Below are 12,707 nucleotides of genomic sequence, written 5' to 3' on the forward strand. Positions count from 1 at the left end.
CCGCCGCCTACGACACCTTGAGAGGCCCGGTCGCCACGAGCGTGCTCTCGGCGATGGCCGGCGCGCCGAACAGGCCGCCGAAGAAGCGCTGCGCGCTCACGCCCAAACCCTCCCACCAGGTGGGCGCGGCCACGTCCTCGGCCGCCACGAGGTCGCCCTCCCACAGCACCGCGCCGTCCTGCCGAAACGTCAGGCGGCCCACCACGTCGCCGCGCTCGATGTCGCCGCTGAGCGCGGCGAACGACGCCTCCTGCTCGATGCGCCCGCCCCCGACGGGCACCGTGACCGCGGCGTTCGCGTCGAGCACCGTGGCCTCCACGGTGCGGTCCATCCAGTCGCCGTGGGCCACCTCGGCCACCACGGGGCGGGAGGCCGTCGTCCCGCCGATCTCCGCTGCCGTCGAACGCGGGGTGTTGACCAGCTGGTACGCGACCGTCTCGACGGCGGGCGGCTCCGGCTCGCCCGCGGCCTCGCCCTCTTCCTCGGCCAGCGCGTCGCGTTCGGCCAGCACCCAGTCGTACAGCGCCTCGGAGTCGGCGAACCGCTGCGGCTTCGAGGACGACCCCAGCACCACGGCGTAGTACTCGTGGCCGTCGCCGCGGTTCACGGCCGTCGCCACGCAGGGGCCCGCGGCCAGCGTGTAGCCGGTCTTGGCCGCGCACGTGCCATCGTAGCCGCCCAGCATGGTGTCGGTGTTCGTCAGCGTGAGCGTCGCGGGCGCGCCGCCGCGCTGCACCACGATGTCCACCTGCGAGAACCCGATGTTCGCGCGGACGAGGTCGTGCTGCATGGCCGCCCGCAGCATCGCCGCCACGTCGGCCGCGCAGCTGTACTGCCCCTGGGCGAACGCGTCGAAGTCCAGGCCGTGCGGGTTCGTGAAGTACGAGTTCGCCAGCCCCAGCTCGGCCGCTTTCGCGTTCATGGCCTCGACGAAGGTGGCCTCGCAGGCGTACGCGTCGCCGCCCGAGGCCTCCTGCGCCAGCATCCTCGCCCCGGCGGCCTGGGCGATGGCGGACGCCGCGTCGTTGCCCGATGCGGTGAGCAGCGCCTTCAAGGCGTCGTCGAACGTCATCGCGTCGCCCTCGACGAGCCCGGCGCTCGATTCGCCGACGCTCGCCGCCGCGGGCGTCACCTCGATCGTCGAGGTCGCGTCGAGCCATTCCACCGCCACGAGCGCGGTCATGATCTTCGTGAGCGAGGCGATCTGCGCCGTTTCGCCGGCATCGCGGCCGAACCACAGCGTGCCGTCCTCGTCCACGAGTGCGGCGTACGAGGCGTCGAGGTCGGGGCACTGCTCGGACGGCAGCGCGCGTTCGGCGACGCTGCGGCCCAGTACGAGGTCGCCGTCGTCCACGACGCCGTGCGCGAAGCCCTGCGGCAGGCAGGCGAGGCCGATGCCCAGGGCCAGGCAGGCGGCTCGGAAGGGGAGGTGGCGGCGGGCGTTCATCGGTTGCTCCTCGGGTGCGCGCGGGCGCGGTTGCGGCGTTCGTCTCGCCACCAGTATACGCGTCGCGGCCGTTCCGCCCGCGGGGCGCCCGAAATTCCCGTCGCGTGTGTCAGATTGGCGGTTTTGTTCCATACCGTGGTATCCTAGCTGATCGTGGGACGTGTCGCAGGGGTCGAAGAAGGGATGAGCTGTGAAAACGAAGGCAGCGCGCTGCATCTGCTCGGCGATGGCCGCCGTGCTCATCGCGGCATCCGCCCTCGCTGCGCCCGCGTCGGCGCCCGCGTTCGCGGACGACGGCTCGGCCGACGCGTCCGTGCAGGGCCGAACGCTGCGCGTCGCGTTCCCCGAGGTCGAGGGCATCAGCGAGATCGGCGACGACGGCGTGCGCTCGGGCATCTTCTACGACTGGCTCACCGAGATATCCAAGTACACCGGATGGCGCTACGAGTTCGTCGACGGCGACGCCGAGGACCTCATGGAGCGGACGAAGGCCGGCGACATCGACCTGATCGGCGGCATGTACTACCGCGAGCAGATCGCCGACCAGTACGAGTACTCCGCCTTCGCCATCGGCTCGAACCACGCGCTGCTCATCAGCCTCGAGGAGAACGACGACGTCGTCACCTTCGACCCGCGCACCCTCAACGGCAAGACCATCGGCACGTACCGGAACGCGGCGGAGAAGATCCGCCGCCTCGAACACTACCTCGAGTTCAACGGCATCGAATGCACCGTCCTGCAGCTCGATTACGACGCGTACGCGCAGTGCCTAGACGACGGCACCGCCGACGTGGTGCTGGGCGGCGACGTGGACCTCACCGAGGGGCGCCGGGTGGCGGCCGAGTTCGACGGCGAGCCGTACTACATCGCCGCACCTGCCGGAAGCGACGTGATAGCCGAGCTGGACGCGGCGATGACCTCGATATACGAAGCCGATGCCGATTTCGCGAAGGAGCTGGACGCCAAGCACCTGCCCTCGCGGCACCAGGCGTCCATCAAGTTCTCCGACGCCGATCGCGCCTACATCGAGCAGGCGGGCGTGCTCAGCGTGGCCGTGATGGCGGACCGCTACCCCTTGTTCTACGAGCGCGACGGGCAGAACCAGGGCATCGTGAAGGACGTGCTCGACCTCGTCACCGAGCGCACGGGGCTCACGTTCCGGATCGTGCACGCGAGCACCTACCAAGGGGCCATCGACCTCGTGAAATCGGGGGAGGCCGACATCATGGGCGGCTTCATGGACGACGAGTATGTCGCCGAAGCCCAGCAGCTCGTCGTCACGGAGGGCTTCGCCTCGCTCAACGAGGTGGTGTTCCGCAACAAGCTGACCTCCTCGGAGGGCACGGTGTACGCGCAGATCTACGGTCGCGAAGGCGCCGACGGCGTGGACGCGTCCGAGGTCGTGCACTACCGCACCTACGAAGACTGCCTCGAGGCGGTGAACTCCGGCCGCGCCGACATCACGAGCATGCCCGTCGCCTACGCCGAGAGCCTGTTCACCGACCGGTCGTTCAACAACATCACGCCGGCCACCTCCGAGCATCACGAGGCCAGCCTCTCGTTCGCCATCGCGCAGCCGGTGGACGCCGACCTGTACTCGGTGCTCAGCAAGGCCGTGAACAGCCTTTCGCAAGACGAGCTCGACACCGTCTTCTCGCGCAACACCATGCCCGCGTTCGGCAAGCAGCGCACCATCCAGGCGGTCGTGTCCGAGAACCCGCTGCTCGTCGTCGCGCTCGGCCTCGTGCTGTGCCTGTTCGTGGGGGCCATCGTTATCGTGGTGTCGGTGGCGAAGGTGCGCAACCGCATGATGGAGATGAAGCTGGAGAAAGTGGAGGAGATGGGCCGCGCGAAGACCGACTTCCTCTCGCGCATGTCCCACGAGATCCGCACGCCCATGAACGCCATCATCGGCCTGTCGAACGTGGCGTCGCTGTCGGGCGAGGCCACGCCGTCCATCCGCTCGAGCCTCGAGAAGATCAACACGTCGGCGCAGTTCCTGCTGTCGCTCGTGAACGACATCCTCGACATGTCGAAGATCGAGAACGACAAGATGCACATCGAGACGGCGCCCCTGTGCCTGCGCTCGCTGGCCGAGCGCCTCCAGAGCATGTTCTGCATCCAGGCCGAGGAGAAGGGCATCCTGCTCGAGGCGCGCTGCGACGCCGACGACGTCGTGGTGGGCGACGACGTGCGGCTGCAGCAGGTGCTGGCGAACCTGCTGTCCAACGCGCTCAAGTTCACCGACCCCGGCGACACCATCCGGCTGAGCATCGGCGTGCTCATGCGCGGCGAGGGCCGCGTGAGCGTGCGCTTCAGCGTGAAGGACACCGGCGCGGGCATCCGCGAGGAGGACCTCGAGCGCATCTTCGTGTCGTTCGAGCAGGCCTCCGAGAACCGCCGCAACGCCCAGGGGACCGGCCTCGGGCTGGCCATCAGCAGCAACCTCGTGCGGCTCATGGGCGGCAAGCTGGACGTGCAGAGCCGCTTCGGCGAGGGCTCGGAGTTCTTCTTCGTGCTGGAGCTGCCCGCGGCCGACGACGCGGCGATGGGCGGCGGCGTGCCCGCCCCTTCCGACGTGGCCGAACGCTCGCTCGAAGGCACGCACGTGCTGCTGGCCGAGGACAACGACCTGAACGCCGAGATCGCGGTGGCGCTGCTCGACATGCAGGGGATCGAGACGCAGCGCGCGGCGAACGGGCGCGAGGCCGTGGACCTGTTCGCCGCCTCGGAGCCGGGGTCGTTCGACTTCGTGCTGATGGACGTCAAGATGCCGCTGCTCGACGGCCTCGAGGCGGCGGCCGAGATCCGCGCGCTCGAGCGCGACGACGCGCGCACGGTGCCCATCATCGCGCTCACGGCCAACACGTTCCAGGAGGATCGCGAGGACGCGGCGGCGGCCGGCATGAACGGCTTCATCCCCAAGCCCTTCGACGCCCAGCAGCTCTACGACACGCTGCGCAGCTACCTGCCTCCCGAGGAGTGAAAGGTTCTTCGCAAGCCGGATATTCGTCGTCTCAATGACGGAAGAGTGTGGTATATTATTTGGCTGTATCTTTGCGCCTGGTGCGTATGTATACTCATGCCCTGCGCGCAGTCCTGTCGGAAAGGAAGATCACGTGGCCCAAGCCTCAAGTAAGCAAACCGCTCAAGAGCAGAACACCGCTGCGGAAGCCTCGATCGAAGCCGAAGACATCCTGGAGGAAGACGCCCTCGACGACGAGCCCGATGTGGTCGACGCCGGCGACGGGCTTGACGACGATAAGCTCGAAAGCGGCCTGTCCGAGGACAGCGACGACGAAGACCTGCTCGAAGGCATTCCCGAAGAGGAGCTCAAGGCGACGGTCGACGTCCAGCTGCCCAAGGTGGCCGGCAAGAGCAAGGTGCGCTCCGTGCGCAAGCGCAACGCCGACGCGAGCGTGACCATGCTGACGGGCGACCCCGTCCGCATGTACTTGAAGGAGATCGGCAAGGTCCCGCTGCTCACCGCGGCGGAGGAGATCGACCTCGCCATGAAGATCGAAGCCGGCGTGGCGGCCACCGAAGAGCTTGAGAAGGCCGAGGACGAGGGCATCGAGCTCGAGCGTCGCGAGAAGCGCCGCCTCGGCCGCATCGAGCAGGTGGGCATCGACGCGAAGCAGCAGCTCATCGAGGCGAACCTGCGCCTCGTCGTGTCCATCGCCAAGCGCTACGTGGGCCGCGGCATGCTGTTCCTCGATCTCATCCAAGAGGGCAACCTCGGCCTCATCCGCGCGGTGGAGAAGTTCGACTACACGAAGGGCTTCAAGTTCTCGACGTACGCCACCTGGTGGATTCGCCAGGCCATCACGCGCGCCATCGCCGACCAGGCCCGCACCATCCGCATCCCCGTGCACATGGTGGAGACCATCAACAAGCTCGTGCGCATCCAGCGCCAGCTTTTGCAGGAGCTCGGCCGCGAGCCCAGCCCCGAGGAGATCGGCAAGGAGATGGGCCTTCCCGCCGAGCGCGTGCGCGAGATCCAGAAGATCTCGCAGGAGCCCGTGTCGCTGGAAACGCCCATCGGCGAAGAGGAGGACTCCCAGCTGGGAGACTTCATCGAGGACGACGCCGCCGTGGTGCCGCCCGACGCCGCCTCGTTCAGCATGCTGCAGGAGCAGCTGTCGAAGGTGCTCGACGGCCTGGCCGAGCGCGAGCGCAAGGTCATCTCGCTGCGCTTCGGCCTGGAGGACGGCCATCCGCGCACGCTCGAGGAGGTCGGACGCGAGTTCGGCGTCACGCGCGAGAGAATCCGCCAGATCGAGAGCAAGACGCTGGCGAAGCTGCGGCACCCGTCCCGCTCGAGCAAGCTGAAAGACTATTTGGAAGACTAGCTACGCCCTTCATGGCGCGGCGAAGGACGCGCGGGTTCGTGCGTTGCCAGCCGCGCCGATCGCACGCCGCCCCCGTTACGAATCGGCGCGGATGCGGATGATGGATCGCACATCTGCTCCCGCGCCATGGAAGAGGGGCCGCGCCCAAGGGTACGGTTCCTCTTCCCTTTATAAGGAGTTCCCGGCATGAGCCAACCCTGCAACGAAAACCTCGAACTGTTCGCGAGCTGCCTGTCCGGCTTGGAAGCGCCGCTCGCCGACGAGCTGAAGCGTCTCGGAATCAAGCGCGTGCGCCCCCTTGGTGGGGGCGTCGCCTTTTTCTGCGACGTGCGCCATGCGCTGTCCGCGTGCCTGTGGTCGCGGCTGGCCTCGCGCGTGCTCGTGGTGGTGGGGCGCGTGAACGCGGGCGACGCCAACCTGCTGTACGAGGGCGTGCGGCGCCTGCCCTGGGAGGACGTCATCGTCGAGGGCGCCAGCATGGCCGTGCAGGCGCACGGCATGAACGACGAGCTGCGCAACACGCGCTTCACGGCGCTCAAGGTGAAGGACGCGGTGTGCGACCGCCTGCGCGAGGTGTGCGGCGAGCGACCCGACGTGGACGCCGCCTGCGCGGACGCGACGGTGGACGTGCGCGTGCGCGAGGGGCGCGCCACCATCTCGCTCGACCTGTCGGGCGAGTCGCTGTACCACCGTTCCTACCTCACGCCCGACGACGGCCCCGACGCGCCGCTGTCGTGCGCGCTCGCGGCAGGCCTGTTGGCGCTGGCCGGTTGGCGCGCTCGCGGCAGCCGCGGCGAGGCGTGCGTGGACCCGGCGTGCGGCGACGGCTTCCTCGTGGTGGAGGCGGCATCGGCCGCCTGCGACCTGGCGCCCGGCCTGACGCGCGAGCGCTGGGGCTTCTTCGGCTGGAATCGGTCCCAACCCGAGCTGTGGAACGAGCTCATCGACGACGCCGACGAGCGGTTCGAGCGCGGGCTCGCGTCGGCGACGGCCCCGGGCGCGCTCGACGGCCCCGCGTCGGCACCGCCCGATCCGGCGTACGTGCGCTTCGCCGGCGCTTCCACGTCGTCGCCGGCCATCGCCCGGGCGCGCACCCACGCGAAGCGCGCGGGGCTGCGCCAGGCCGTGAGCATCGAGCCGGCCGATGCCCAGAACGTCGGCGAGCTGGTGGAGCGGGCATGCGCGGCGGCGGGCAGGGTGCGCGACCTCGAGGAGATGACGTGCACGGTGGCCAGCGTGCTGCCGACGGGCGAACGCTCCCAATCCGACGCGCGCGCCCAGGCCGAAGCGGCTGCGTTCGTGCGCGCCGCCTCGGCGGCCCCGGCTGGTTCCACGTTCGCGGTCGCCGGCGGCGAGGGCGTGGAAGCGCGCTTCGGCAGCGCGCCGGTCGCGCACGCGACGCTCGGCCAGGATCGGGTGGCCACCGAGGCGTCCGTGTTCGACGAGCCGCCGGTCAAGGCGCACGAGGCGATCGTGCCCGATTCCGCCGGCGGGGCCGAGCACGTGGTGGAGGTGCTGGAGCCTTCGTCCGAGCAGTTCGCGGCGCGGTTGCACAAGACGGCCAAGGAGCGCCGCAAGTGGGCGCGCCGCGAGGGCGTGTCGTGCTATCGCGTGTACGATGCCGACCTGCCCGATTACGCGGTGGCCATCGACGTGTACCCGGGCGCGGGAGACGCCGAGGGCAACCTGTACCTCCACATCGCCGAGTACGCGGCGCCCTCGACCATCGACCCCGGCAAGGCGCAGCGTCGCTACGACGACGTGCTGGCGCTCGCGCCCGTGGTGCTGGGCGTGCGCCCCGACCACGTGTTCTCGAAGGTGCGCCGCCGCGACAAGGGCGGCAGCCAGTACCGCGAGGCCGGGCGGCGCTCCTACGTCACCCAGGTGCGCGAGGACGGCTACCTGCTCGAGGTCGACCTGGCGGGGTACCTGGACACGGGCCTGTTCCTCGACCATCGTCTGACGCGCGAGCTCGTGGGGTCGAAGGCGGAGGGGAAGCGCTTCCTCAACCTGTTCGCCTACACGGGCACGGCCAGCGTGCACGCGGCCGGGGGCGGCGCGAAGAGCACCGCGACGGTGGACCTGTCGCAGACGTACCTCGATTGGGCGCAGCGCAACATGGCGGCCAACGGGTTCGACGGCGACGAGCACACCTTCGAGCGCGGCGACGTGATGGCGTGGATCACCGAGGCGCGCCGTACGGGCCGTCGCTTCGACCTCGTGTTCGTCGACCCGCCCACGTTCTCGAACTCGAAGGCCATGGGCAAGCGCACTTGGGACGTGCAGCGCGACCACGTGGAGCTGCTCATCGGCGTGTCGCGCCTCCTGTCGGAGGAGGGCGAGGCCGTGTTCTCGTGCAACCTGCGCTCGTTCAAGCCCGACGAGGAGGAGCTGGCGAAATACGGCGTCGTGCTCGAGGACATCACGCCCCAGACGATCCCGCACGACTTCGAGCGCAACCCCCGCATCCACAAATGCTACCTGGTGAAAAGGGGGTAAGGATCCTCCTGTGATCAAGGGCGCGACATCGGCTTACCGGTCCGCGCCGCTCCCGCCGCGCCGATCGCACGCCGCGACCTGGTCGAACAGGCACGACGTGTCCTGTTCAGTCCGCGCGGTTATACTCCGCGCCATGGGGGAGGGGGCTTTCGTCCTCGCGCTTTTTCGCCTCTCCCAAAGCGGGCCTCACCCCGCCCATCATCCTGATGAACGCGTTCACCAGGAACCCCGTGGCCGTTGCGGCCACGACGGTTCCCTCGCGCACGCCCGCGAGGCCGCCCATGAGCGCGAACGACGCCACCGCCGCCAAGGCGACGCAGCCGAGGTCGAAGCCCACCTTCGTGTGGCCGAAGTTCCAGGCCGTGGTGCTCGTGATGGCGCATACGAACGCTTCGCCGCAGTTCATGACCACGTTCGCCACCACGGTGCACGCCACGCCGAACGCGAGCACCGCCACGCCCAGGGCCAGCACGGCCAACGACGCAGGGTAGCTGTCGGGCGCCACGAACCACAGCGCTTGGCTGAAGCCGTCGATGCCGAGGCTGAACAGCACCGACAAGGGGATCTGCAGCAGCGCGAACGCCTTGAAGCGCCGGCGCAGGATGGCGATCTGGCCGACGAGGAGCGCCGAGTTCCATGCGAACATGAACGTGCCGTACGACACGTCGGGAAACGCCAGGCTCAGCACGTAGCCGAGCGACGAGATGGGCGAGGTGCCCAGATTGCTTTTGGTGACGAGGACGATGCCGGCCGTCATGACGAGAACGCCCGCGACGAGCAGTCCGAAACGCGCTGCGATGGATTTCATGCCCTCGATTGTATCCCTGAGCCCCGTTCGCGGCAAGGGAGCAACCGTGCCGATATGGGGAGCGTTCGTTCGCCTGATCTCTATTGCATAGTATCCGCAGATCAGATATATTTAGTATTGCTAGGTATAGAGGAGAGGGACGCGGGATGCAGCTTCGGTTCGCACAGCAGATGAAGAAAGGCGCGCTCGACATGCTCGTCTTGAAGCTGTTGCAGCACGAGGAGAAGTACGGCTATCAGCTGATCAGCGAGCTGCGCGACCGCACCGAGGGCGCGCTTGCGCTCAAGGAGGGCACGCTGTACCCCCTTCTCTACCGGCTTGAAGACGGCGGCCTCGTGACGAGCCGCCTGAGTGCGCACACCGCGAAAGAGCCCGCGCGCAAGTACTACGCCATCACCGACGAGGGGCGCAGCGCCCTGCGCGAGATGTACGAGCTTTGGAGCGAATTCGACGGATACGTGCGGTCGATCATGGAGGAGGAGCGATGAACCAAACATCCTATGTGAAGGCGGTTGCGAAGCGTCTGGCGTGCTCGAAGGCCCGGCAGGCCGAATTCGTGCGCGACCTCGAGTCCGACATCGCCGCCGCGCTGTCCTCGGGAGAGACGTGGGAGCAGGTCGAGGCTCGCATGGGCGATCCGCGCCAGGTGGCGCAGGATTTCAACGAAGACCTCCCCGAAACCGAGCTCGCCGCCGGCAAGAAGCGCAAGCGCACCAAGGCGATCGTGATCGCGGCTGCCGTCGTGGTCGTCGTGGCGGCGATCATCGGCGGAGCAACCTGGTGGGCCACGCCGAAAACCGCCCCCGCGGGGCAGAGCTCCCACCAAACCGAGCAGCAGGTGATCGAGCGCGCGCAGGAAGTGGTCGCGCTGCTCGACGCGGGCGATTACGAAACGCTGCAGGCGATGTCGATCGACGAAATGAAAGCGGGTCTTAACGCCGAGACGATGGAGCAAGCGAGGGAGATCACGGTCCCCGGTGATTGGGGCGCCTTCGAGTCGTTCGGCAATGCGTACGCGACGGAGATCTCGCAATCCGGGCAGGTGTTCGATGTGGTGGAGGTCGTCGCCGTGTACGAGAATGCGACGGTAACGTACGGCATCAGCTTCCTGAGCGGCGAAGAACTTGCCGGAATTCGTATGAAGTAGGCGCGCCATGGAAACGCTCATCGCATTGATCGTCGTTGGGATCCTCGTGGCCGTGTACGGCGGGTTCGTGTTCGCGGGCAACCTGCGGTGCTTCGGCATCCTCGCCGGGGGAGGCGACTTCCTGGCGCTCAACCCGAGCGAGGCGCAGTACCGCCGGGAGGCTCGGCGGTCGGGCGCGGCCATCTTCCTGCTCGCGCTCGATTTCTGGTGCTTCGGGGCGTGGAACTACGCCCAGCAGAACGAGGCGGTGCGCACGGCGTGCCTGGTCGTCGGCATCGTAGCGGCCCTGGGCGTCGTCGTGCTCATCGCCCTTTCGCTGAAGACGCATGCCGACCTGTTGAAGGAGCATCATGGGTGAGTCGATGAGGTTCGCGGGGAAAGTGGACGGGTGGTACTACGCGTTGGCGGTGGGCGTCAACGTCATGCTGGCGTGGCCTCTCGTGTCGTTCCTCGCCGATCCCGCGAAAGAGGGCGCGCTCATAGGCCTTTGCGTGAGCGCCCTCGCCCTCGTCCTCTGCGACCTCCTCATCATCCCCACGCTCCTGCGCAACTACGTCGAGTTCGACGGCGAAGGCAACCTCCTCATCGTGTTCGGCTTCCAGAAAGCGACGTACCCCGTCGCGAAGATCCGCCAGGCGCGCGAGACGCACAACCCGCTGGCCTCCCTGGCCGCGTCCTTCGACCGCATCGAGCTGCGCATCGGCTACGACGAGCTCATGATCGCCGTCAGGGACAAGGACCGCTTCTACGCCGAGCTCGCCCGCCGTTGCCCCGACGCCAAGCTCGACCGCCGGGCGCGCGATTCCGTTTCCGTTTGAGTCGCGCGCCCGGGTTGCATGGGGATGCGAGCCATCAAGCGCATCGTCGAGATCCGCGGCGAGGGCGCAGGCATGTGCGCGTCGGAGGCCCTCGGCGACCGGAGCTGATCGGAACCGGTGTCCGTTGTGATATGATAAGCCGAGGATTCAGCTTGCGCTGGCTCTTGGCATATGCTGAACGCATTTATATTCCGATCGCATGCGGAGAGTTGCCATGGACGCACCGAATGCCGAACGCGAGAACGTGCCGCTCGCGCAGCCTCAGACCATATCCCTTGACGAGGTGCTGTACAACTACGACGTGCTCGGCGAGCTCGTTTACATCTCCGACGTGGAAACCTACGACATGCTCTATGCCAACGAGGGCACAAAGCAGCTGATCGGCGGTCCGTACGAAGGTCGGAAATGCTACGAGGCCATCATGGGCAACGACGCCCCTTGCGACTTCTGCACGAACCGCTTCCTCACGCACGACTCCTATTACGCGTGGACGCGCTACAACGAGAACCTGAGCGGCTATTACGCCTTGAAGGATCGGCTCATCGACTGGAAGGGCCGCACGGCGCGCTTGGAGATCGCGTTCGACATGTCGGAGCACCGTCGTCAACTGCTGGGCTTGGAATCGGAGCTGGGGCTCGAGCGCCTGCTCGTGCGGTGCGTGCGCGAGATGCGCGACATCGACGGATTCGCCGGCGATATGTCGTCGGTGCTGAGGATGATCGGCGAGACGATGGGCGCCGACCGGGCCTACATCTTCCAAGTGCACCGCACGCCGGAGGGTCGCGAGAAGTTCAGCAACTCGCATGAGTGGTGCGCGCCCGGCGTGGAGCCGCAGATCGGCGCGCTGCAGAACATCGACCTGGGCGTGGTCGGCGAGTGGGTGTCGCCGTTTTTGCGTCGGGAGACGATGGTCGTCGAGGACATCGAAGAGGTGAGGAAGCGATCTGAGAGCGAGTACGCCCTGCTCAAGCCCCAGGGCATCACGTCGCTCGTCAACGCTCCGCTGCTCGCCTCCGGCGAGCTCATCGGGTCGATCGGCGTGGACAACCCGTCCGCGGTGCAGATCGGGCGTACGCGCGAGTTCTTCGACAGCTTGGCGTACTTCCTCTCCATGGAGCTTGAAGGCTTCCGCGCGAAGGAGCGGCTGCGGGCCTTGGGCTTCGTCGATTCGCTCACGGGCCTCGCGAACCGCAACCGTTACATCTCGGATGTGGCCTTGCTCGACGAAGGCGGCGCGCGCAGCGGCTTCGGCGTGGCGTACGTCGACCTCAACGGTTTGAAGGAGATCAACGACGGCGAGGGGCACGCCCAGGGCGATCGGATGCTCTCGGTGGTCGCGGAGGTGCTGAGCGCCGTGTTCGAAGGCTCGACCGTGTATCGGCTGGGCGGCGACGAGTTCTTGGCCATCGTTCCCGATGTGGACGAGGCGGGTTTCCGCGACAAGACCGTGCGTGCTCAGGAGCTGTTCGAGGAGCGGGCCTGTTCGACGGCGCTCGGGTCGTTCTACGCGTCCGAGCCATGCCAGGTGGAATACGCCGTCGGCCGGGCCGATCGGAAGATGTACGAAGCGAAGCGGGCCTATTACGTCGAGCATCCGGAACTCGACCGCGACCGCACGACGCGGTAAGCGGGGAGG

At 67.7% G+C, this 12,707-nt stretch carries 10 protein-coding genes; 8 read left to right on the forward strand and 2 right to left on the reverse strand.

Annotated features, from left to right (window positions below):
* Nucleotides 1-7: 7 nt before the first annotated feature.
* Entirely contained in the window at nt 8-1,447 is a 1,440-nt protein-coding gene (locus H8S61_RS00205) for a D-alanyl-D-alanine carboxypeptidase family protein (protein ID WP_222617521.1), read from the reverse strand.
* Nucleotides 1,448-1,637: 190 nt separating this feature from the next.
* Between H8S61_RS00205 and H8S61_RS00210 the strand changes: the two genes are divergently transcribed.
* From H8S61_RS00210 to rlmKL, 3 genes are all read left to right on the forward strand, one after another.
* Nucleotides 1,638-4,433: an ATP-binding protein gene (locus H8S61_RS00210; protein ID WP_186937498.1), complete on the forward strand. Its 2,796-nt coding sequence runs from the start codon at nt 1,638-1,640 to the stop codon at nt 4,431-4,433.
* Between the two features lie 133 nt (nt 4,434-4,566).
* Nucleotides 4,567-5,799, forward strand: coding sequence for an RNA polymerase sigma factor RpoD (gene rpoD / locus H8S61_RS00215; RefSeq protein WP_160941817.1), 1,233 nt, complete (start codon nt 4,567-4,569; stop codon nt 5,797-5,799).
* A 186-nt stretch (nt 5,800-5,985) separates the two neighbouring features.
* Complete coding sequence (gene rlmKL, locus H8S61_RS00220) at nt 5,986-8,298, forward strand: bifunctional 23S rRNA (guanine(2069)-N(7))-methyltransferase RlmK/23S rRNA (guanine(2445)-N(2))-methyltransferase RlmL (protein WP_186937500.1); 2,313 nt, start codon at nt 5,986-5,988, stop codon at nt 8,296-8,298.
* 106 nt (nt 8,299-8,404) lie between these two features.
* Here the strand turns inward: rlmKL and H8S61_RS00225 are convergent, their stop codons facing one another.
* The gene (locus H8S61_RS00225) at nt 8,405-9,106 is read right to left on the reverse strand and encodes a YczE/YyaS/YitT family protein (protein ID WP_186937501.1); all 702 of its coding nucleotides are present in this window, start codon (nt 9,104-9,106) and stop codon (nt 8,405-8,407) included.
* A 146-nt stretch (nt 9,107-9,252) separates the two neighbouring features.
* Between H8S61_RS00225 and H8S61_RS00230 the strand changes: the two genes are divergently transcribed.
* The 5 genes from H8S61_RS00230 (at nt 9,253) to H8S61_RS00250 (ending at nt 12,698) form a co-directional block, all read left to right on the forward strand.
* Nucleotides 9,253-9,594, forward strand: coding sequence for a PadR family transcriptional regulator (locus H8S61_RS00230; RefSeq protein WP_160941814.1), 342 nt, complete (start codon nt 9,253-9,255; stop codon nt 9,592-9,594).
* Nucleotides 9,591-10,253, forward strand: a complete 663-nt coding sequence (locus H8S61_RS00235) for a DUF3887 domain-containing protein (RefSeq protein ID WP_186937502.1) — start codon at nt 9,591-9,593, stop codon at nt 10,251-10,253. The genes H8S61_RS00230 and H8S61_RS00235 overlap by 4 nt, the downstream gene beginning before the upstream one ends.
* Before the next feature lie 7 nt (nt 10,254-10,260).
* Nucleotides 10,261-10,611, forward strand: a complete 351-nt coding sequence (locus tag H8S61_RS00240) for a translation initiation factor IF-2 (RefSeq protein ID WP_186937504.1) — start codon at nt 10,261-10,263, stop codon at nt 10,609-10,611.
* A complete protein-coding gene (locus tag H8S61_RS00245; protein ID WP_186937505.1) occupies nt 10,604-11,071 on the forward strand; it encodes a PH domain-containing protein in 468 nt (155 codons plus the stop codon). Before H8S61_RS00240 ends, H8S61_RS00245 begins: the two co-directional genes overlap by 8 nt.
* 214 nt (nt 11,072-11,285) lie before the next feature.
* Nucleotides 11,286-12,698: a GGDEF domain-containing protein gene (locus H8S61_RS00250; protein WP_186937507.1), complete on the forward strand. Its 1,413-nt coding sequence runs from the start codon at nt 11,286-11,288 to the stop codon at nt 12,696-12,698.
* The last annotated feature ends 9 nt before the right edge of the window (nt 12,699-12,707 follow it).

It is taken from the genome of Eggerthella hominis, assembly GCF_014287365.1.
In the GTDB taxonomy this organism is placed as follows: Bacteria; Actinomycetota; Coriobacteriia; order Coriobacteriales; family Eggerthellaceae; genus Eggerthella; species Eggerthella guodeyinii.